This is a genomic window from Marinobacter salinus (genome assembly GCF_001854125.1).
In the GTDB taxonomy this organism is placed as follows: Bacteria; Pseudomonadota; Gammaproteobacteria; order Pseudomonadales; family Oleiphilaceae; genus Marinobacter; species Marinobacter salinus.
In genome coordinates, this window is record NZ_CP017715.1 from 3,275,928 (window position 1) to 3,297,205 (window position 21,278).

Here is a 21,278-nt window from a genome sequence, read left to right on the forward strand (position 1 = left end):
TATCCTTGGATGACAGGGAAAATCATAAGCATGAGCCGTATGATGAAAACGGGCCGGAAAATATGATCAAGAGCCCTCAAGTGTACAGCATTCGCGAATTTCAAAAGTCACGCAGGTTTACGCCCATCCACGGAGTCAGATCATTAACACCCGTCATCGTCAGGCCCTGAAACTGGTTATTGAATTCATCAGCCCCTACCGCAAAACCGTGGTCGGCGCGATGGTGGCCCTGGTCTTCACCGCCGGCATTACGCTTGGATTAGGGCAGGGTTTGCGGATTCTAGTGGACCAGGGACTGGCGACAGAATCCCCCGAGATGCTCGCCAGCGCGATCGGTCTGTTTTTTGTGCTGGTGATCGGTCTGGCATTCGGGTCCTTTGCCCGTTTCTATCTGGTTTCGTGGATCGGCGAACGGGTGGTGGCAGACATTCGCAAAAAAGTGTTTAACCACCTGATTGACCTCCATCCCGGTTTCTTTGAACAAAACCGGGCACTTGAGATCCAGTCCCGGTTCACCTCCGACACCACGGTGCTGCAATCAGTGATCGGCTCTACAGTGTCCATTGCCTTGCGCAATACCCTGATGCTGGCCGGGGGCCTGCTCCTGCTGTTCGTTACCAATGCCAAACTGGCCAGTATTATTCTGCTGGGCTTCCCATTGGTCATCGCGCCCATCCTGTTTTTTGGTCGGCGGGTCCGGCAACTATCACGCCTGAGCCAGGACCGTGTGGCAGACGTTGGAAGCTATGTGGGAGAGAACCTCACTCAGATAAAAACGGTACAGGCGTTTAATCATCAACACCATGACCGGCGGTTTTTCGCCGCCGTATCCGAAAAAGCCTTCGATATTGCCCGGGACCGGATTCGGCAGCGTGCCTGGCTGACGACGCTGGCTATCTCACTAGTGATGGGAGCCGTCGGCATTGTGCTGTGGATTGGCGGACTGGATGTCATCGAAGGCCGGATTACACCCGGCGAACTGGCGGCCTTTGTGTTTTACAGCCTGCTGGTGGGCGTCGCCGCAGGTGCAATCAGTGAGGTCATTGGCGAACTGCAGCGGGCTGCTGGGTCTGCCGCCCGGTTATTCGAACTGCTGCAAACGGAACCGGCGTTTGTGCGCCGGGAGGACTCGGCAGGAATTCAAAGGCTCCCGAAAAATATTACGGGTGCCATTACCATTGATCACCTGACCTTCCATTACCCCGGGCGACCACAAACGCCAGCCGTGTCCGATTTGTCACTGACCATCAGGGCGGGCGAGACGCTTGCTCTGGTCGGGCCTTCCGGTGCGGGGAAATCCACCCTGTTTGATCTGTTGCTTCACTTCTACCAACCCGACAGCGGTCGGATTCTTATTGACGAGCTGGACACCGCGAGGATGACGCTGGAGGACCTGCGGCGTTGTTTCGCCCTGGTACCCCAGAATCCCGCCCTGTTCCATGGCTCCGTTGTGGATAACATCCGGTATGCCAGGCCTGAAGCCAGCCAGGAAGACGTTGAACAGGCGGCACGGATCGCCCACGCCCATGAGTTCATCCAGTCCTTGCCTCAAGGGTACGACACACCTCTCGGCGATGCCGGCCTGGGGCTTTCCGGTGGCCAGAAGCAACGACTGGCCATAGCCCGTGCTTTGCTGGCAGGTTCGCCTATTCTGCTGCTCGACGAAGCGACAAGCGCCCTGGACGCGGAAAGTGAACATCTGATCCAACAGGCAATGCCGGCACTTACCGCTGGCCGGACCACACTCGTCATTGCCCACCGGCTGGCAACGGTCAGAGATGCCGACCGGATCGCGGTTCTGGACCAGGGACGGCTGCTGGCCGTGGGAACCCATGGAGAGTTGATGAAAGAAAACGAATTGTACCGACGGCTGGCCAAACTGCAGTTTCGAGAAGAACCGGGACGAGAAACCGGTAGCCGGCTACGTTAGTCGGTTTGTGTCCTTTGACAGTACTCCCTACACTGTATAGGTAACAGTTTCCAACCTGAACCCATGGAGAATGGCAAAGTGAGCAATAAAGAGTTGCAGGCACTGAAAGAACGTTATGTTGCGGCAGGCGCGGCAAGCCCGAATGAACAGTTTGCCGACCATGCAACCAACGCAGAACTGTGGGACGCTGACGGCAAGCGCATGATCGACTTCGCCGGTGGTATCGGCGTCCTGAACATCGGTCACCGGCACCCGAAGGTGGTTGAAGCCGTCAAAGCCCAGCTGGACAAGCTGATGCACACCTGCCAGACGGTAATGCCCTACGAGGGCTATGTGAAACTGGCTGAAAAACTGAGCGGCGTGGCGCCGGTTCGCGGTCATGCCAAGGTGATGCTCGCTAACTCCGGTGCCGAGGCACTGGAAAACGCAATCAAGATTGCCCGGGCGGCAACCGGCCGTACCAATGTCATCTGTTTCGACGGCGGCTACCACGGTCGTACTTTCTATACCATGGCCATGAACGGCAAGGCCGCGCCCTACCAGACCGATTTCGGCCCTATGCCCGGAACCGTGTATCGCGCGCCCTATCCGGTACCGTACCATGGGGTGAGCGAAGAGGAAGCACTGCGCGGCCTGAAGATGGCCATGAAAGCGGACTCACCGGAAAAAGACACCGCCGCTATTGTGATTGAGCCGGTGCTGGGCGAGGGCGGTTTCTATGCCGCGCCCACGAGCTTCCTCAAAGAGATTCGCAAGATCTGTGACGAGCACGGCATCCTGATGATCGTCGACGAAGTCCAGAGTGGTTTTGGCCGGACTGGTAAAATGTTTGCCATTGAGCACAGCGGTGTTGAGCCCGATATGATGACCGTGGCCAAGAGTATGGCGGACGGTATGCCGATCTCCGCCATTGTTGGTACCGATAAGCACATGGACGCTTCCGGGCCTAACTCTCTGGGTGGCACCTACACCGGTAGTCCCACGGCCTGTGCCGCTGCCTTGGCGGTATTTGATGTGTTCAAGGAAGAGGATATCCTTGGCAAAGCCCAGCGCCTGGGCGAGAAGCTCAAGCAGCGCTTCAGTCAGTGGCAGGAAAAGTTTGAGCATGTGGATAACGTGCGCAACCTGGGGCCGATGGCAGCGTTTGAGCTTGTTGGCAGCAAGGACAGCCATGAACCGAAGCCCGAGCTGGCAGCGGCGATCACCAAGAAGGCCAAAGAGAAAGGCCTGATCCTGCTGAGTTGCGGGATGTATGGCAACACCCTGCGGTTCCTGATGCCTGTCACCATCGAAGATGAGGTTCTCGAAGAGGGACTTGCGATTGTCGAGGAATGCCTGAAGGAGACCGGTGCGTAAAGCTCAGCACTGAGTCAAATTCAGGTAGGAAAGGAAAGCCGGTCCTCTGGGTCCGGCTTTTTTTTGGTCTGAGCCCCGACGAACGTGGGCCTTCCCGGCTACCGTGAACCAACCGCGACTCACGCGGTCCAAGGTTGGACTTCCGGACTTCACCCCGGAGCCGCAACAAAGCCTGGGATCTTCGGAACCATCTGAATTTATCGTATACTGCCGGGACACTTCGTTTCCGGCAGTGCTTCCAGGCTTGCCTCCGTTATTCCAATCAGGCTGATCTATGACCTCACCAAGCAACTCCGCTACCCCCGATCACAAACCAAGACCCTGGGTCGATCTGCTGGTCAGTATCGTGATCCCTTCCGTGATTCTGATGAAATTCAGCGGGGAGGAGTACCTGGGTAACGTGAATGCCCTGATTATTGGCCTGGCCTTTCCTCTGAGCTGGGGACTGTTCGAGCTGATTCGCTACCACAAGAAGAATTTCATTGCGGTGCTCGGCCTCATCAGTGTCGGGCTTACCGGCGGCATTGGTCTTCTGGAGCTAGATGCGGGCTGGCTGGCAATCAAGGAAGCTGCGGTGCCCGCGGTGATTGGCCTTGCGGTACTGATATCCACACGAACCAGATACCCACTGGTCAGAACCCTTCTCTACAACCCGTCGGTTCTGGATGTAAGCAAAATCCACCAGTCCTTGGAAGAATCCGGTAGTGTGGATGAGTTTGAAGAACGGCTACTGAAAGCGAGCTACTTTTTCGCCGCTACCTTTTTGTTCTCGTCCATCATGAACTATGTCATTGCCCGCTGGATTGTCGTTAGTCCCTCGGGCACACAGGCATTCAATGAGGAGCTGGGCCGGATGACGCTGGTCAGCTACCCAATGATTGCCATTCCCTCAATGATCATGATGATGCTGATTTTCTACTACCTGTGGCGCACAATCCGAAGATTAACCGGCTATAGCCTGGAAGAGGTTATGGCGCCGCATCTGGCGGAAAAGGAGAAAAAGAAATCATCGTCCGGGTCAGCCACGGAGAAGTAACAAGAGGGGTCAGTCATAAAAAAAGCGGCAGGGAGATAAATCCCTGCCGCTTTTTTTTGCCCGCGTGAAACCGGCAGTTTACACGTCCAGGTTCGTCACCTGCAGCGCGTTGGTCTGGATGAAGTTCCGACGTGGCTCAACATCGTCTCCCATCAATGTGGTGAAAATCTGATCCGCAGCGAACGCATCCTCAATGGTCACCTTCATCATCCGGCGGGTTTCCGGGTCCATGGTGGTTTCCCAAAGCTGATCCGGGTTCATTTCACCCAAACCCTTATAGCGCTGAATACTGAGACCACGCTGGGCTTCTTTCATCAACCAGTCCAACGCCCCTTCAAACGAGAGTATCGCCTGCTTGCGCTCGCCTCGCTGGATGTAAGCCCCGTCCTCTACCAGTCCTTCCAGAGTCTCACCCACCCGGGCAATAGCCGCGTAAGACGAGGATTCGAAGAACTCGTGCCCGAACACATGCTCGTGGGGAATACCGTGCACATAGATCGTTACCATCGGCAGATAAAGACCCCGTTCGGTATCGCGGGTAACCGAGAAGGTGTACTTGGTGCCCGTGCGGGTGTCCAGGTTCAGGTCGTCGCCAAGACGGCCAACCCAGCGCGCAACCGCAGATTCGTCCTTCAGGTCCGCCGATTTCAGGGTCACGTTGTGCAGCATCTGCTCAAGGACCTTGGCGGGATATGCCCGGGACAGGCGCTCAATCATTGCCATCACCGACTGGTAGTCCTTGACCATGGTCTCGAGTGCGGAGTCCTTGATCGCCGGTGCTTCGGGATTCACAAAGAGCTGGGCACCTTCCAGAGCCGTCTGGGTAAGGTAGGCTTCCTTCGCCTTCTCATCCTTCAGGTACTGTTCTTGTTTGCCACGCTTGACCTTGTAAAGCGGCGGCATGGCGATGAACACGTGACCGCGTTCAATGATTTCCCGCATCTGGCGGAAGAGAAAGGTCAGCAGGAGGGTTCGGATATGGGAGCCGTCAACATCTGCGTCGGTCATGATAATCAGCGAGTGGTAACGGAGTTTGTCCGGGTTGAACTCCTCACGGCCGATACCGCAACCCAGGGCGGTAATGAGAGTGCCAACTTCCGCAGACGACAACATTTTGTCAAACCGCGCTTTTTCGACGTTCAGGATCTTACCCTTCAACGGAAGGATAGCCTGGGTTTTCCGGTCCCGGCCCTGTTTGGCGCTACCGCCGGCCGAGTCACCCTCCACAATGAACAGTTCTGAAAGGGCAGGGTCTTTTTCCTGGCAGTCAGCCAGTTTTCCAGGTAATCCTGCAATATCCAGGGCGCCCTTACGACGGGTCATATCCCGCGCCTTGCGCGCTGCTTCACGGGCACGGGCCGCCTCGATCATCTTGTTGACGATGAGCTTGGCTTCATTGGGCTGTTCCTGAAGGTACGCGGCAAAATTCTGGTAAAGATCCTGCTCAACAGCCGTCTTCACTTCTGACGACACCAGTTTGTCCTTGGTCTGAGAGGAGAACTTCGGGTCAGGCACCTTGACGCTGATAATAGCGGTAAGGCCCTCTCGGGCATCGTCACCGGAAGTACTGACTTTCGTTTTCTTGCCAATTCCTTCCTGCTCAATGTAGTTATTCAGGGAGCGGGTCAGGGCAGCGCGGAAACCGGCAAGGTGCGTGCCGCCATCCCGCTGGGGAATGTTATTGGTAAAGCAGTAGATATTTTCCTGAAACGCATCATTCCACTGCATCGCAACCTCTACTGCGATGCCATCTTCCCGTTCATGAATAAAATGGAAGACGCGGTTGATGGGCGTTTTGTTCGTGTTGAGGTGTTCAACAAAGGCCCGAAGACCGCCCTCATATTCGAACACTTCTTCCTTGCCGCTGCGCTCGTCGGTCAGTCGGATTCGCACGCCACTGTTCAGGAAGGCAAGCTCCCGTAAACGCTTGGCGAGGATATCGTAATGGAATTCGATGTGGGTGAAAGTCTCCGGGGAAGGGATGAAGTGCACCTTGGTACCAGACGCTTCGGTTTCGCCTACCGCAGATAAAGGAGCATTAGGCACACCATGGGTGTAACCCTGCTCATAGACTTTGCCATCACGACGAATAGTCAGGGTCAGGGTAGACGACAGGGCGTTGACGACGGAAACACCGACACCGTGCAAACCGCCAGAAACCTTGTAGGAGTTATCATCAAACTTACCCCCTGCGTGTAGAACGGTCATTATGACCTCTGCGGCAGAGACACCTTCCTCTTCATGCAGATCAACCGGGATACCGCGGCCATTGTCCTTAACGGTCACCGATTCGTCTGGATGAATGATAACCCCGATTTCGGAGCAGTGGCCCGCAAGAGCTTCATCGATGGAATTATCCACCAATTCAAAGACCATGTGGTGCAGGCCGGTACCGTCATCGGTATCGCCGATGTACATACCTGGCCGCTTCCGCACCGCATCAAGTCCCTTCAAGACCTTGATACTGGAGGAATTATAACTCGATTCGCTCATTAGAGACTCCTGAAAGGTGTACCGGACTGGCCGGCAGGTCTGATCCATTGTGGCAGGTCCAGGTCAGCCGTGGCCGGTTTTATTCTTCCGTCAATTTTCCATGTTCCACGTGGAACATCCTGTACTGCGGTGCATCATCCTCCGGCCACAGCACACCGGGTTCCGGATGCTCAATGGAGGTAATAAACACCTGACATCGCAATGTCTGTAATTTCTTCGCCAGCATGGCCCGGTGGCTCACATCCAGCTCGGCGTTAATATCGTCGAGCAAAAAGGTCACTTGCTTGCCCAACTCACTCAGAACCATGCCTTGGGCAATCTTCATTAAAATAACCAGGGTTTTCTGCTGCCCCCGGGAAAAGGTCTCAGCAACCGGGCGCCCCTGAAACTTCAACCGGATATCCGCGCGATTGGGTCCATACAAGGTATGCCCGACCTTACGTTCCTGTTCCCGATGACTGGCCAGGATCTCCACCAGCGACCGACCGGTATCCCAGCCTGGATAAAATTCAAGTTTGAGACCTTTCGTCCAGTTCAAATCGACTTCTTCGACCAAGGTCTCGAAGGCAGACTTGAAGCGCTCGAACGTTGCTTTCCTGGCGTCGCTGATACGATCGCTGAGAGCTGCATACTGTGTATCCCAGACCCGTAGAAGCGCGTCGTCTAGTCTACCATTTCTCAGCGTTTGATTCCGCTGCGATGTGACTCTCTGACACTGCTGCCACACGGAAGCAAACGAAGGTTCCACGTGGAACACCGACCAATCCAGAAACTGCCGTCGTTTCCCGGGTCCACCCGCGACGATCTCAAATACGCCGGGATCGATCACAGACACCGGTAGAAACTTCGCCAGCGCCGAAAGGCTTCGAACACTCTCGCCATCCACGCGCAGAGTTGTCTCCTTTCGGACCACATCCCGTGAAATACCTAACCGATGCACGACGCTGTTTCCACCGCCACCGGGTTCTCCATCAACACCACGATCAAGCCCGCCAAACACCGTGAGCCCGGTTTCGCCGTGACTAACCACAGCCTGGTGGCGACTTACCCTGAACGAGCGCCCCAGCCCAAGGTAGGCGATCGCTTCAAGGACGCTGGTCTTTCCACTCCCGTTTTCGCCGTACAGCAAATTAAAAGAAGGGGAGAAGTGAACAGGCGCCGACGAAAGATTCCGGAAATGCTCGGTTTGCAGTTTAACAAGCGCCATAGAAAGGAAACTCAGAGCGGCAGGAGATAATCGGTATGCCAATGAAAAAGGCAGCGTTAACTCTACGGTAACGCTACCTTAGTGTACAAAAGCCGGACCTCGAAGGCGACAGCCTCAATGAAGCATGTTCAGCCGCTCGTCCATAAACACGTCCATTTCCGGCGCAAGAATATGCACGTACCGGTCAAAATAAAGAAACTGTTTCAGCAACAAGGCAAATTCCCGCGGGAAATGGAGACCATGACTTTCGCCGATCTTCACCATGTCCATCAATATGTGATTCACGTCATCTTCGGCCTGTTCTGCTTCGTAGGCCACTTCATCCGGTACCATCTTGTCCATTTGCTGGTAAAGGCGACGTAAATCCCCCGCCAGATCCTCGACAATCACCGTCTGGCGTGTCACACCAATTCGAATCATGGCGTCGGCCATGCCCTCGAAATTACCCACCATAACGGCCGAGATGAAATCGCTCACCGCCTGCCAGGTATCAGGCCTGATCCGGCCCACAATTCCAAAATCGATAAAACCAACGCGACCATCCTTCAAGACCATGAGGTTTCCCGCATGCACATCAGCATGAAAGAATTCACACTGGGTGAGGCTTGCAAACCAGGTGTTCATCGCCGTGATCAGCGTCCTTTCCGGATCGCGGGCGTAGCCACGAATACTTTCCAGATCGGTCAGCGGTACTCCGTGAAAACGTTCCATGGTAAGAATACGTCGGGTGCTGCACTGCTCATACACTTTCGGGACCGTCGCGTCTTCGTTATGCGTCTCCTGAAGAAAACTCCGGAAGACTTTCAGATTATTGGCTTCTTTGATGAAGTCGCATTCCTCCATCATCGTCCGCTGAATTTCCTCCACAATCCCAGACATGGACGTCCACGACAGCTTGGGTGCCAACGTCTCAATAATCTTTGCCGACAGATAAAGAAAGTTGAGGTCGGTCAGCAGGATGTTTTCAACTCCCGGCTTCTGCACCTTGATGACAACATCTTCTCCTGTCACCAATCGCGCAGCATGAACCTGAGCAATGGACGCCGATGCCAGGGCGACCGGATCAATCTCTGAAAAGACATCTTCCAGGGGCCGATCCAGCTCCTCACGAATAATTTTTTTAATGACACCGAAGGGAAGGTTCGGTGTCCTGTCCAGGCAATACTGGAACTCTTCTACGTATTCCTTCGGGAAAAACGTCGGGGAACTGGCAATAAACTGACCCAGCTTTATATAGGTCGCGCCCAGTGACTCAAACGTCTGCCGCAAAAGCTTTGGAGCCGGGGGGCGATCGCCCCTGACCCAGTTGACACCGGTGCGCCCAAGTACAGACAGTGTCTGCCCAATCCTGAACGCGCCCTTGATTCCATTCGAAACGGTGCCCATGTATCTCCTCCTATAACCTCATCGGCATAACAACGTAGAGACAGCGATTATCATTCTGCGCCTCAATCAGCGCACTGCTGTTTGGATTAGACAGGGTGATCTTGACCTGGTCCTCATCCAGAGCATTCATGACATCCACCAGGTAGCCTACATTAAAACCGATCTGCAACGATTCGCCCTGGTAATCCACAGGTAGCGCGTCTTCGGCCTGTTCCTGATCCGGGTTGTTGGCAAACACCTGAAGCTCATTGGGCGCCAGATTCAAACGAACACCACGGATATTTTCGTGAGAAAGAATCCCGGCCCGCTGCAGCGTATTCTTCAGTGTCGCCCGATCTGCAAGCACCACTTTGTCTCCACCACGGGGAACAACCCGGTTGTAATCCGGGAATTTCCCTTCGATCAGTTTCGAGGTGAAGGTATAAGCTCCAACCGTCGCCCGCAGGTGATTATCGCCAATCACCAACGTTACGGGCGTTTCCACGTCATCCAGCAAACGCGCCAATTCCAGCACACCCTTGCGCGGTACGATCACCTGTCGCAGTTCCGGGCAACCTGTGGACAATTCCTGGTGTGCCATGGCAAGGCGGTGCCCATCGGTCGCTACCGTGCGGACATGATCCTTATCCACCTCCAAAAGCAAACCGTTCAGATAATACCGGACATCCTGCTGCGCCATCGCAAACGCCGTGGCGTCGAGCATCCTGCCCAGTTCCTTCTGCGGGAGTTCCAGACGGAAACTCTCCGCCTCGTCTTCCACATTCGGGAAGTGTTCCGCCGGCAAAGTCGACAGCGTGAAATGACTGGCGCCGCAACGCAGATGCAGGCGATCGCCTTCCAGCGACAACTCAATCGGCGCTTCATCCCCCAGGGCACGGCAAATATCCGAGAGCTTTCTCGCGGGCACCGTAATTTGTCCGGGCTGGTCTACATGTACCGGTGTAACCCGGCCAACCAACTCCACTTCCATATTGGTCCCGGTGAGGGTCAGAGTATTTTCTTCCGCCACCAGCAATACGTTCGAGAGCACCGGCATGGTCTGTTTTTTTTCCACCACACCGGCAATACTTTGCAGTGGGGTAAGCAAGGATTCACGGCTGATCGTCAGTTTCATGGCACTCAGCTTTCTTTATGTTGGAAGGGTGAATGTTATTCGCTAGCACCTGGCGTCAGGTGGTAAGCAGTCTCATAAAATTCTGATAATCCTCGCGGATACCCGGATCGGTCTCCTGCAGCTCCACGATTTTCTTACAGGCATGCAACACAGTTGTGTGGTCACGGCCACCGAATGCATCGCCGATCTCCGGCAGGCTATGGTTGGTCAGCTCCTTGGACAGGGACATGGCCACCTGGCGCGGACGGGTAACGGTTCTGGTGCGGCGCTTGGACAATAAATCCGCCACCTTGATTTTATAATACTCCGCCACGGTACGCTGGATGTTATCGATACTCACCTGTTTCTCATGCAACGCCAACAAGTCCTTGAGGCTTTCCCGGATAAACGGAGGAGTAATTTCTGAACCGGTGAAGTGAGCGTTCGCTATCACGAGACGAAGCGCACCTTCGAGCTCTCGCACATTCGACCGGATCTTTTGTGCGATGAAAAACGCCGCCTCGCTGCTGAGTTTGACGTTTGCCTGCTCGGCCTTTTTCATAAGAATCGCGACACGGGTTTCCAGCTCCGGCGGTTCCACCATCACCGTCAATCCCCAGCCAAATCTCGATTTGAGTCGCTCTTCCATATCCACTATTTCTTTAGGGAACCGGTCACAGGTGACAATCACCTGTTGCCCGCCTTCCAGCAACGCGTTGAAGGTGTGGAAAAACTCTTCCTGAGAACGTTCCTTTCGCGCAAAGAATTGGATATCGTCAATCAGCAGGGCATCCACTGACCGGTAGTAGCGCTTGAATTCGTTTATGGCATTCAGCTGCAACGCCTTCACCATATCGGCGACAAACCGTTCAGATCGCAAATACGCCACTTTCGCCCGAGGATTGCGACGTACGATTTCATTTCCGATCGCATGCATCAAATGCGTTTTACCCAGACCCACACCACCGTATAAAAAAAGCGGGTTATAGGCTCCACCTGGGTTTTCAGCCACCTGCATCGATGCCGCCCTGGCCAGTTGGTTCGATTTGCCTTCCACGAACGTCTCGAAGGTGAACCCCTCGTTCAGAAAACTCTGATGCTTGATATCACCTTCAACCTGCACCTCTCGACGCCAGCCCCCGGCTTTCGGTCGAACGGCGGCGCCCCCGGCGGACACAGCAACACCTCTTTCTTCCTCCGTCACCCGTCTGCCGGTTTCTTCCTGAAATGTTCCGTTTACCTGAGACTCAGCCTGGGACCGCTTGACCGGCTCGCTTTCACGGGGCGCCGAACCGACCTTCATGTTCACCCGAGGCGCCTGGCCTCCATTCAGATCTTTTAAGACTTCTTCTATACGTCTCAGGTACTTTTCGTTGACCCAGTCCATCACAAACCGGTTTGGTGCAAACAGCATCAGCTGGCCTTCCCGGTGATCGGACTGCAGGGGCCGGAGCCAGGTATTGAACTGTTGCGCGGGAAATTCATCCCGAAGTACCTCAAGACATTGATGCCACATACTGTTCGGCACGACCGTCTGCTCCCGATAACCCAGAAATGTCCAAGACCGGCCCAAATAAACTGCGGTCTGAAGATATGAAGACGGATTCTAACCTGACGGCCCCTTCAGTGAAAGAGTCCAGCGCCTTTCATAAACAGCCTGTGGAAATTTTAAAACATTCTTTTCAAATAGTTACAGACTTACCTACAACCTTGTGTACAGAAATTTCTTGTCGTGGGAGTTACCCACACCCCTGTGTGTATACCTTGCCTTCAACCCTGTGTGAAACCACAAGAACCCTCGGTGGATAACTCACCCTTGCTTACCAAAACTCACTTACCCACATTTCGTTATCCAGTCATCCACAGGGCTCACCCCGTGTTTTCAGAACTATTGTCAACCGCCTAACCCTTTGACTATCAGTCTTTAAAATCGCTTATCCACAGAAAACGCCTTCCCTAATAACAGTAATAATTAATCTTTAAAAGAATTCTAAAAAGACCTACTAATGTAATTATTCAGCGGTGAACAACTCGTACCCATCCCATCGGCATAAGCCCCTATCGATAAACATTGAATTCCCCCCGGTATTTGCATAGAATGCCGCTCCTGTTTTGGCTGTACGTTTTCCAGCCAATGACTGAATTACCAACTGACGAATTGTGAGATCATCACCATGAAAAGAACGTTTCAACCAAGCGTCCTGAAGCGTAAGCGCGTCCACGGTTTTCGTGCCCGTATGGCCACAGCAAACGGCCGTAAGGTTATTTCCCGTCGTCGTGCCAAAGGCCGCGCACGTCTGTCTGCGTAACCTGTTGTCCGCCTCATGAAGGCTTTGAATTTTCCGAAATCGCACCGCCTTCTGCGGCCAGCTGATTACGGCAAAGTCTTTGATGACGTACAGCTGAAAGTTCCGCACCGGAATTTTCTGATCCTGGCAACGCCGAATAAACTCGGTCATGCCAGGGTCGGTCTGATTTTTTCCAAAAAGAATCTGAAGCTGGCTGTTCAGAGAAACCGGATAAAGCGACAGGTCAGAGAAACCTTCAGGCATCAGACCGATCTTCCCGCTCTGGACATCATTGTCCTCGGTAGACAGGGTCTTGCAGACCTGGAGAATCCGCTCGTCCGCGATTCTCTGAATGATCTTTGGCGTCGGCTTTTGAAAAAGCATCGCCAGACTCAGCCAACCGGAAACACTGCTCCAGAGACTGTCAGCAGGGGAACGGATTAATGCGCAGACTCTTAATCCTGCCAATCCGCTTTTACCAGTACGCAATCAGCCCCCTGATGGCCAGTCACTGCCGCCACTACCCCACCTGTTCGCAATATGCCGTTGAAGCCGTAGAGCACCATGGCGCAGTAAAAGGAATTTCTCTCGCAATTCGACGACTGTTAAGGTGTCATCCTTGGGCCGAAGGCGGTTATGATCCCGTACCAGGCACGGCACAATCCGCATGCGCTGAGTCCGAAACCAACTGCGTTCAGGCAGATCATTCCCATATCACAACCCAGACCAGACAGTAACTCTATGGATATTCAACGCATCGTATTATTCGCCGGCCTGGCAATTGTCAGTTATCTGATGGTGCTTGCCTGGAATGAGGACTATCATCAACAACCCCAACAAACGGCACAGGTAACGGAAGCTGCTTCAACGCAGATATCCGGCTCTGCAGACGGTATGGTGCTTCCGGAAGACAACCCGGCCCAGCCAGGCAGTGAAGAATTTGCCACGCCGGAAAGCGGTCAGATCGCACAATCAAACTCTGCCACCGACAACAACGCCGTTGAAAACCAGTTTGTCACGATTCGCACTGATGTTTTCGACCTGACCATCGACCGGGTAAGCGGTAACCTGGTCAGAAGTTCTCTGCTCAATTACGACAAATCCCTGAACAGCAAAGAACCTCTGAAGCTGCTGACCAACACTGATAACCGCACCTACGTCATGGAAAGCGGTTTGATTGGCCAGGATGGTCCTGACAGCCGCAAAAACGGAACTGCTCCGGTTTATCAGACTGGCTCTGATCGCTATGAACTGACTGAAGGGCAGGACCAGTTGACGGTTGACCTGACCTTCACCACCGACACTGGCGTCAAAATCACCAAGCGCTACCAGTTTGAACGGAACAGTTACGAAATCGGTGTCCGCTACCTCATTGAAAACCAGTCACAACAGGACTTTCAGGCCAACTTCACCGGCAAGATCGTGCGTGACGAGGCGCCCGATCCAACGGCGCAGACCAGCATGGGTATCAAGGCTTACCTGGGTATGGTCATGAGTTCTCCGGAAGATCCGTATGAAAAATTCGATTTTGGCGACCTCAAGGAAACACCGGTCAACCAATCTGTAACCAATGGCTGGCTGGCGTTCCTGCAGCACTATTTCCTGGCGGCCTGGGTACCTGAACGTGATCAACCCGCTCAGTTTCAGACGACAAGCCGTGGGCCCTTGAACGTGATGGGTTTCGTTTATCCCGCCACGACAGTAGCTCCGGGCGAAACGGTTGAAGTTGGTGCGAATGCCTACGTTGGTCCGAAGATCATCGACCGCCTGGAGAACGTGGCCCCCAACCTGGACCGGACTGTAGATTTTGGCTGGCTGTTTTTCATCTCCCTGCCCTTGTTCTACATTCTCCAGTGGTTCCACGGTATCGTGGCCAACTGGGGTGTTGCTATCATCCTGCTGACCGTTCTGGTGAAAGCGGTGTTTTTCCACTTGTCCGCCACCAGTTACAAGTCCATGGCCAAGATGCGCGCAGCGGCGCCGCAGCTAACCCGGCTCAAGGAACTGTATGGCGATGATCGTCAGCGCATGTCCCAGGAAATGATGGCGCTGTACAAACGGGAAAAGATAAACCCGCTGGGTGGCTGTCTGCCGATCCTGGTCCAGATGCCGGTGTTCATCTCCCTGTACTGGGTTCTGTTCGAAAGCGTACAGCTGAGACATGCCCCGTTCATGTTGTGGATAAATGACCTTTCCCAAATGGATCCCTACTTCATCCTGCCGATACTGATGGGCGCAAGCATGTTCCTTCAGATGCACCTGAATCCGACACCCCCGGATCCGATGCAGGCGAAGATCATGAAGATGATGCCACTGGTCTTTACTGTTTTCTTCCTGTGGTTCCCGGCAGGTCTGGTACTGTACTGGCTGACAAACAACATTCTGTCGATCAGTCAGCAGTGGTACATTACCCGCAAGATTGAAGCAGAGACGGCGGCCAAGAAGCACTGACCAGTGCACCTGACGACCGATACAAAGGCTCCTTCACGGAGCCTTTGTTGTTTCAGACCGAAGGAACTGAAATGAACCAGAGTTCTGACACCATTGCCGCCATTGCCACGGCGCCCGGCCAGGCCGGCGTGGGAATCATTCGGGTATCCGGCCCCGGCGCGGCGGACATTGCCCGGCAGGTACTGGGTTTCAAACCCAAACCGCGATACGCCCATTACGGTCCTTTTCTGGACCACAAAGGCGAGCTGATTGATGAAGGTATCGGCTTGTTTTTTCCCAATCCGAATTCTTTCACCGGGGAGGATGTGTTCGAACTTCAGGGCCACGGTGGTACGGTTATTCTGGACCTGCTGCTTCGAGCAGTCTGCAGCCTTGGTGCCCGTCTGGCTCGCCCCGGGGAGTTTTCCGAGCGAGCGTTTCTTAACGATAAACTGGATCTCGCCCAGGCCGAGGCCATTGCCGATCTGATTGAAAGCAGCTCTGAACAAGCCGCCCGTTGTGCGGTGCGCTCGATGCAAGGGACATTCTCCCGTCGAATTGACGATCTGGTCGATGCCGTGACGCATCTGCGCATCTACGTCGAAGCTGCCATCGATTTTCCCGAGGAAGAGATCGATTTTCTGGCTGATGGCAAGGTTGCTGGCGATCTGCAGGCGCTGCTTGAGCGTCTTGAGACAATCCTGGCCGAAGCTCAGCAGGGCACCATTTTGCGCGACGGCATGAAAGTAGTCATTGGCGGTCGGCCGAACGCCGGAAAATCCAGTCTCCTGAACGCCCTCGCCGGCCGCGAGGCGGCTATAGTGACCGCGATCGAAGGAACAACCCGGGATGTCTTGCGGGAACATATACACATTGATGGCATGCCCCTGCACATCATTGACACCGCAGGGTTGAGAGACAGCCCGGATGAAGTGGAACAGATCGGGATCGCCCGGGCCTGGGAAGAGATACGCCAGGCAGACCGCATTCTGTTAATGGTGGATGCGACCACTACCGACAAGACTTCGCCCCATGAAATCTGGCCGGACTTCATTGACCAGTTACCGGCGAACGCCCCGGTGACGGTTATCCGCAACAAAGTAGACCTTTCCGGTGAAACGGTGGGTATCAGCGCCGAAGACCACCAGAGTGCGCCGGTCATCCGACTGGCTGCAAAGTCTGCCGAAGGGCTGGAAATCCTGCGAGACCATCTCAAGCAATGCATGGGGTTTGCCAGCACCACCGAAGGTGGTTTTCTGGCCCGGCGCCGGCATCTTGATGCCCTGGAGCGGGCCCGGGAATCTCTGTTGCAGGGTCAGAATCAGCTCGAAGGCTACGGCGCCGGTGAATTGCTGGCTGAAGATTTGCGAGCCGCTCAGGATGCCTTGGGTGAAATCACCGGGCATCTGACCCCAGATGAGCTCCTTGGCAAGATTTTCAGCAGTTTCTGTATTGGGAAGTAACCAGGGCGTCTTTCGGAGATTCCGATGACCATAAAGACGTGCTGAACTTTATATTGAGTGATCACTCAATAATAGTTAAAGTACTGGACACGTAAAAATCCCCGCAGTTGTCCAGGAGCCGAAAGCGATGAATCCGAAGGTCGATTATTACTTCACCTGCATTTCCCCGTTCACCTATCTTGGACACCAGAGATTTCTTGAAACAGCCCGAAAGCACGGCGCTGACGTCAATTTCAGGCCGGTAAAACTGGCAAAAGTGTTTGCCAATTCCGGTGCGAAACCTGTTCCTGAACGCCCGGCTTGCCGTCAGGCCTACCGTCTGCTTGAGATTGAACGATGGGCGAAAAAACGCGGTTTGCCCGTCAACCTGAAACCGGCGCACTTTCCGACAGATCCTGGCTTGGCAGACCGTTGTGTCATTGCAATCCAACAGGCCGGCCAAGATCCTGGCGAATTTGTGCAGCGCGTGCTTGCAGCTTGTTGGGCCGAGGAGAAAAACATTGCGGATGAAGCGGTGATTCGTGAAATTCTGAACGCCCTCAATTTGGACACGGATGGCTTGATTGAAGCAGCACAGTCAACGGATGTTGCAGACCAATATGATCGCAACAGCGAAGATGCCGTCGATCATGGCGTTCTTGGTGCCCCCGCTTATGTGTTGAACGGCGAGCAGTTCTGGGGGCAGGATCGCATCGAGTTGTTGGAGGAGACTCTGGAATCAGCCCCTGGAGCTGATTGATGATTGCTGCCTACGAGAAAGGCACGCCTTGGTCCAGCCGTTCGGCGGTCACGGATGAAGGAAAGAAATTGTTATTTGGCCAGACCGCCGCTGTCGACAGAAAAAAATAGGCGCGAGGCGCCGTTTCTGCACCATTGGTCCTCATCAACCGGTTTTGCGACTATTTTCCGGTTTTTCAGATAGTCGCGATATTTTTCTTTCAGGATTCCGGCTGTTGATTGTGTTATTGATCCTGTCTTAAGCCTTTCTTAAGCTCTTTAGTCCAAAATCTCGTCAATCATAAGGTCACCGTCTCTGGTTTTGACGGTGTGCCGGCTCAAGGTTGGTTGCGTGACTATGGATTCAGAAAGATCTCTATCAGTTGTTATTCCCGTAATGAACGAGGAAGACAGCATCGGTAAGCTCATTACCGAAATTCACTCGGTGTTGCGGGAGTATCCCGGTTTTGAAATTGTGGTGGTCGACGACGGGAGTAGCGACCAGACACTGGCCATGGCACGGTCCGTTGCCGGCAATCTTGAGTGCCCAATTCAGACGGTACGCCACGAACGCAATGCCGGTCAGAGTTGCGCGATAAAAACCGGCGTCAGGTATGCCCGTGGTCGGCTGATCGTTACCATTGATGGTGACGGTCAGAACGATCCGGCGGATATTCCCGCCATGGTGCGACAAGCAGAAAAAATCGATGAAGAAGATTTTTGCATTGCCGGTTACCGTAAGAACCGCAGGGATACCTCCTGGAAACGTTTTCAGTCACGGCTCGCGAACCGGGTAAGGAATGCTTTGCTGCATGACGGTGTTCCGGATACCGGTTGCGGGCTGAAACTACTCCCCCGGGAAACTTTCCTGAAACTGCCCTGGTTCAATCATGGCCACCGCTTTATCCCCGCTCTGGTCAAAGCGGTGGGTGGGATCGTCGAGATTGTTGAAGTGAATCACCGGCATCGTGAGCAGGGCGTTTCAAAATACTCTGCCTGGAACCGGGCCTGGGTAGGCATTGTCGATTTGATGGGTGTGATCTGGCTGATTCGCCGCACACCGATGATTCGTATCAGTGAACACCATGACTTGAGCCAGTCCTGATATGAAAAACTGGCTTAAGCCATTGTTATTTGTGTTTCTGGCAGTCGCCGGCGCCCTGGCGGTCAATCAGGGTTGGCTTGACCTTCTGGCGGACCAGAAGGAGCTTACCGCTTACCTCCACAGCCATGGCCTGACCGGTGTTCTGCTTATTGCGGTCGCTGGTGCAGTCTACACCGGGCTTGGCGCACCCAGGCAACTGCTTGCGTTTGTGTTTGGTTTCGCCATGGGAGCTTCCATGGGCACGGTTTTTTCTACCCTGGCAACCACCTTGGGCGCCGCAGGGTGCTTCTATACCGCCCGGTTCCTGCTCAGGCCCACGCTGCTCAGGCGGTTTGAGCGCCGGATGACAGCTTTTGACCAAACCATTGCTCTGGATCCATTGTTAAAGATCATGCTGATCAGGTTATTGCCTGTTGGCAGCAATTTGCTCACCAATCTTCTGGCGGGCGCCTCAGGTATCCGGGTGTTGCCATTCCTTATCGGCAGTACCCTGGGCTATCTACCCCAGATGATGATCTTCGCGCTGGCCGGTGCCGGTATCGGCAACGCCAATGAATATCCATTGTTGTTGGGTGCTGCCCTTTTTCTGATTGTCGCAACGATTGGTGCCATGCTTTACCGCAACCGGCGAATACGAAATCTCTCCGATCCTTTATCTGAAGAGTTCTGATACGTCCTATGTCTGTGTCCCGTTTTCTTGATGATCTTGCTGACCGGGTAAGCCACTTATCGGAACGGCAGCTATTCCTGCTGCTCATGGCGTTTGCCGCGTTCATGGTGTTCATGGGGGTAGGCCTGCGTTCGCCGTGGCCGGCAGATGAACCCCGATTCGCGGAAGTCGCCCGGGAAATGGTGGACTCGGGGCAATGGCTGATTCCGATGCGGGGTAGTGAGTATTATCCCGACAAGCCTCCAGTGTTCATGTGGGCCATCGCCCTGTTTTACTGGCTCACCGGCAATCTGAAAATTGCTTTCCTGCTGCCCAATGCCCTGTGCGGTTTGCTGAGCACGGCACTGGTTTTTGATCTGGGCCGCCGGCTCTGGAACCCCCGTACCGGTGCGATCGCCGTTGCTTTGCTGTTCCTTGCCCCCCAGTTCTTGATTCAGGCCAAGAGAGCCCAGATCGACGGCATGGTCGCCTGCTGGATAACTGTTGCCTGTTACGGCTTGCTCAGACACTTTTTCGAGCGACCCGCCTGGGGCTGGTATTTTACGGCCTGGGGCTTTATGGGCCTGGGCATCATTACCAAGGGCGTGGGATTCCTCCCCATCTTCATGTTTCTGCCAATACTGGCGCTGGCAATCAGGGAACGTACCCGGTTTGGTGGCGCACTGACCTGGCGCTGCGCCCTGGGCCCACTGGTGATGCTGCTTGTTGCTGCTGCCTGGCTGGTGCCCATGGTGATGTATGTGGACAGTATTGGTACCGATGCCGCACTCGCCTATCGGGACAATATATTGTTCAAACAGACGGGTGAGCGATACGCCAATTCCTGGGGGCATTTGCAGCCCTGGTACTATTTTATCGTCAATGTGATTCCGTCGCTCTGGTTCCCACTTCCCTTGCTGATCCTGGCCGCCTGGCGCCCGTTTATTCAGCGCTTGCGCCAGCAGCCGGAACTCATTGTGCTGTTTGTCTGGGTCATTCTGGTTGTGGTGTTTTTCAGTCTCAGCCCCGGTAAGCGCGGCGTTTACCTGTTACCCGCGTTGCCGATGTTCGCACTTGGCATTGCTGTGATCCTGGACAGCTTACCCGGCCTCCGCGAAGGCACGGCCGCCTGGTTCGGGCCGTTAATGACAGCGCTACACGGCGTAATGGCAGTGGCGTTGATTGCGGTCGGAGCTCTGGCGTTAAACGATCACCCCAGGCTTGTGGACAAATTCAGTGATTACAGCCGGGATCCTGCCCGCCTCCACGAAGCTGGAAGTTTCTTTCTGACGTTCGGTATTCTCTGGCTGGCGTCGTTGGTCATTTTCTGGCGCAGCCATGCCATCTTTCGCTGGTTTCTGGCGTTGATGTTGGGCTGGCTGCTGTTCTCTACCTGGGGCTATAGCATCATGGAACCCCTTCGTACGCCACGGAACATACTCGCCGCCGCAGAGCAGAGACTGCCACCGGATGCGGAACTGGGGCTGCTTCGTTTCAGTGAACAGTTCATCCTGTTCTCACGGCTTGATGTAACCCAGTTCAGTTATTTCAGTAGCGAGCAGGATATGGAACGTAATGCCTGGCGATGGATGAACGAGGGTGCCGAACGGTACTTGCTGGTGGAGAATGGCCTGGAGCTTGCCTGCTTTGGTTATGGGGGGGCTCCCAAACTGGGTGTTGCCCACCGTGACTCATGGTACCTCCTGGGCCCCGACCAGCAAAAAGCCTCTTGTCAGGCTCCCGCCAAACGGCAAGAGTTCACGACACCGTTTCCGTGTCGTGAAAGCACGGGTTTGTGTGAGAAAGCCAGTTCGCCGTGACCTCTGGGTTGTGGTGCATTCACCCCTACCGGTAAATTATGGACTGAGCATACGGCTGCCGTCGGCTTCAACCCCAGGCAGCCGTGATACGTGATAGGATGCTGTAAGTGCGATCTGTGCTTACAGATACCCCTCTGCTATTGATCGGTAAATCTATGGCTGGCGCACGTTAAAGGGCAAAAGCTGTTATGTTCCAGCGAAAGGATTAACTTCAGGAATACGGTGATGGGTATTTGCTGGCCGAAGACCTGAAAGCCGTGCAGGATGCTCTGGGGCAGATTACCGACGCAATAACACCTGGTGAT

At 54.4% G+C, this 21,278-nt stretch carries 17 protein-coding genes; 12 read left to right on the plus strand and 5 right to left on the minus strand.

Annotated elements, in window-relative coordinates; all coding sequences use genetic code 11:
• Positions 1–166: 166 nt before the first annotated feature.
• The 3 genes from BKP64_RS15225 to BKP64_RS15235 all read left to right on the plus strand — a co-directional run bounded on the left by BKP64_RS15225 (position 167) and on the right by BKP64_RS15235 (position 4,322).
• On the plus strand, positions 167–1,930 hold the full coding sequence (locus BKP64_RS15225) for an ABC transporter transmembrane domain-containing protein (protein ID WP_070971971.1): 1,764 nt from the start codon (positions 167–169) through the stop codon (positions 1,928–1,930).
• 78 nt (positions 1,931–2,008) lie between these two features.
• Positions 2,009–3,286 (plus strand): 4-aminobutyrate--2-oxoglutarate transaminase, encoded by a 1,278-nt coding sequence (gabT, locus tag BKP64_RS15230; protein ID WP_070973714.1) that lies wholly within the window; start codon positions 2,009–2,011, stop codon positions 3,284–3,286.
• A 274-nt stretch (positions 3,287–3,560) separates the two neighbouring features.
• Positions 3,561–4,322 carry a VC0807 family protein gene (locus BKP64_RS15235; protein ID WP_070971974.1) on the plus strand — a complete coding sequence of 254 codons (762 nt, stop codon included), beginning with the start codon at positions 3,561–3,563 and terminating at the stop codon, positions 4,320–4,322.
• Between the two features lie 78 nt (positions 4,323–4,400).
• Here BKP64_RS15235 and gyrB read toward each other — a convergent pair whose 3' ends face one another.
• The 5 genes from gyrB to dnaA form a co-directional block, all read right to left on the minus strand.
• Complete coding sequence (gyrB, locus tag BKP64_RS15240; protein ID WP_070971977.1) at positions 4,401–6,815, minus strand: DNA topoisomerase (ATP-hydrolyzing) subunit B; 2,415 nt, start codon at positions 6,813–6,815, stop codon at positions 4,401–4,403.
• A gap of 79 nt (positions 6,816–6,894) precedes the next feature.
• The gene (gene recF / locus BKP64_RS15245; protein ID WP_070971981.1) at positions 6,895–8,022 is read right to left on the minus strand and encodes a DNA replication/repair protein RecF; all 1,128 of its coding nucleotides are present in this window, start codon (positions 8,020–8,022) and stop codon (positions 6,895–6,897) included.
• 114 nt (positions 8,023–8,136) lie between these two features.
• Complete coding sequence (locus BKP64_RS15250; protein ID WP_070971984.1) at positions 8,137–9,408, minus strand: ABC1 kinase family protein; 1,272 nt, start codon at positions 9,406–9,408, stop codon at positions 8,137–8,139.
• Between the two features lie 10 nt (positions 9,409–9,418).
• Complete coding sequence (gene dnaN, locus BKP64_RS15255; RefSeq protein ID WP_070971987.1) at positions 9,419–10,522, minus strand: DNA polymerase III subunit beta; 1,104 nt, start codon at positions 10,520–10,522, stop codon at positions 9,419–9,421.
• 55 nt (positions 10,523–10,577) lie between these two features.
• Positions 10,578–12,017: a chromosomal replication initiator protein DnaA gene (gene dnaA / locus BKP64_RS15260; protein WP_418287597.1), complete on the minus strand. Its 1,440-nt coding sequence runs from the start codon at positions 12,015–12,017 to the stop codon at positions 10,578–10,580.
• Positions 12,018–12,675: 658 nt separating this feature from the next.
• Between dnaA and rpmH the strand changes: the two genes are divergently transcribed.
• The 9 genes from rpmH to BKP64_RS15295 all read left to right on the plus strand — a co-directional run bounded on the left by rpmH (position 12,676) and on the right by BKP64_RS15295 (position 20,973).
• A complete protein-coding gene (gene rpmH / locus BKP64_RS19170) occupies positions 12,676–12,810 on the plus strand; it encodes a 50S ribosomal protein L34 (protein WP_008172542.1) in 135 nt (44 codons plus the stop codon).
• A gap of 15 nt (positions 12,811–12,825) precedes the next feature.
• Positions 12,826–13,233, plus strand: a complete 408-nt coding sequence (gene rnpA / locus BKP64_RS19175; protein WP_083329231.1) for a ribonuclease P protein component — start codon at positions 12,826–12,828, stop codon at positions 13,231–13,233.
• Positions 13,233–13,526 carry a membrane protein insertion efficiency factor YidD gene (gene yidD, locus BKP64_RS19180; RefSeq protein WP_083329232.1) on the plus strand — a complete coding sequence of 98 codons (294 nt, stop codon included), beginning with the start codon at positions 13,233–13,235 and terminating at the stop codon, positions 13,524–13,526. Before rnpA ends, yidD begins: the two co-directional genes overlap by 1 nt.
• A 4-nt stretch (positions 13,527–13,530) precedes the next feature.
• Positions 13,531–15,240 (plus strand): membrane protein insertase YidC, encoded by a 1,710-nt coding sequence (gene yidC / locus BKP64_RS15270; protein ID WP_070971996.1) that lies wholly within the window; start codon positions 13,531–13,533, stop codon positions 15,238–15,240.
• A gap of 71 nt (positions 15,241–15,311) precedes the next feature.
• Positions 15,312–16,682, plus strand: a complete 1,371-nt coding sequence (gene mnmE, locus BKP64_RS15275) for a tRNA uridine-5-carboxymethylaminomethyl(34) synthesis GTPase MnmE (RefSeq protein ID WP_070973715.1) — start codon at positions 15,312–15,314, stop codon at positions 16,680–16,682.
• Positions 16,683–16,809: 127 nt separating this feature from the next.
• The gene (locus BKP64_RS15280; RefSeq protein WP_070971999.1) at positions 16,810–17,421 is read left to right on the plus strand and encodes a 2-hydroxychromene-2-carboxylate isomerase; all 612 of its coding nucleotides are present in this window, start codon (positions 16,810–16,812) and stop codon (positions 17,419–17,421) included.
• 336 nt (positions 17,422–17,757) lie between these two features.
• A complete protein-coding gene (locus BKP64_RS15285; RefSeq protein WP_070972006.1) occupies positions 17,758–18,504 on the plus strand; it encodes a glycosyltransferase family 2 protein in 747 nt (248 codons plus the stop codon).
• 1 nt (position 18,505) lies between these two features.
• Positions 18,506–19,174, plus strand: coding sequence for a TVP38/TMEM64 family protein (locus BKP64_RS15290; RefSeq protein WP_070972008.1), 669 nt, complete (start codon positions 18,506–18,508; stop codon positions 19,172–19,174).
• Positions 19,175–19,182: 8 nt separating this feature from the next.
• Positions 19,183–20,973: an ArnT family glycosyltransferase gene (locus BKP64_RS15295; RefSeq protein WP_070972011.1), complete on the plus strand. Its 1,791-nt coding sequence runs from the start codon at positions 19,183–19,185 to the stop codon at positions 20,971–20,973.
• Positions 20,974–21,278: the final 305 nt, after the last annotated feature.

Coding starts and splice junctions, on each gene's coding strand:
- gyrB (WP_070971977.1), bottom strand. CDS start 6,815: ATGAGCGAATCGAGTTATAATTCCTCCAGTATCAAGGTCTTGAAGGGA.
- dnaN (WP_070971987.1), bottom strand. CDS start 10,522: ATGAAACTGACGATCAGCCGTGAATCCTTGCTTACCCCACTGCAAAGT.
- BKP64_RS15290 (WP_070972008.1), top strand. CDS start 18,506: ATGAAAAACTGGCTTAAGCCATTGTTATTTGTGTTTCTGGCAGTCGCC.
- yidC (WP_070971996.1), top strand. CDS start 13,531: ATGGATATTCAACGCATCGTATTATTCGCCGGCCTGGCAATTGTCAGT.
- rnpA (WP_083329231.1), top strand. CDS start 12,826: ATGAAGGCTTTGAATTTTCCGAAATCGCACCGCCTTCTGCGGCCAGCT.
- BKP64_RS15250 (WP_070971984.1), bottom strand. CDS start 9,408: ATGGGCACCGTTTCGAATGGAATCAAGGGCGCGTTCAGGATTGGGCAG.
- BKP64_RS15235 (WP_070971974.1), top strand. CDS start 3,561: ATGACCTCACCAAGCAACTCCGCTACCCCCGATCACAAACCAAGACCC.
- rpmH (WP_008172542.1), top strand. CDS start 12,676: ATGAAAAGAACGTTTCAACCAAGCGTCCTGAAGCGTAAGCGCGTCCAC.
- dnaA (WP_418287597.1), bottom strand. CDS start 12,017: ATGTGGCATCAATGTCTTGAGGTACTTCGGGATGAATTTCCCGCGCAA.
- yidD (WP_083329232.1), top strand. CDS start 13,233: ATGCGCAGACTCTTAATCCTGCCAATCCGCTTTTACCAGTACGCAATC.
- recF (WP_070971981.1), bottom strand. CDS start 8,022: ATGGCGCTTGTTAAACTGCAAACCGAGCATTTCCGGAATCTTTCGTCG.
- mnmE (WP_070973715.1), top strand. CDS start 15,312: ATGAACCAGAGTTCTGACACCATTGCCGCCATTGCCACGGCGCCCGGC.
- BKP64_RS15295 (WP_070972011.1), top strand. CDS start 19,183: ATGTCTGTGTCCCGTTTTCTTGATGATCTTGCTGACCGGGTAAGCCAC.
- BKP64_RS15280 (WP_070971999.1), top strand. CDS start 16,810: ATGAATCCGAAGGTCGATTATTACTTCACCTGCATTTCCCCGTTCACC.
- BKP64_RS15285 (WP_070972006.1), top strand. CDS start 17,758: ATGGATTCAGAAAGATCTCTATCAGTTGTTATTCCCGTAATGAACGAG.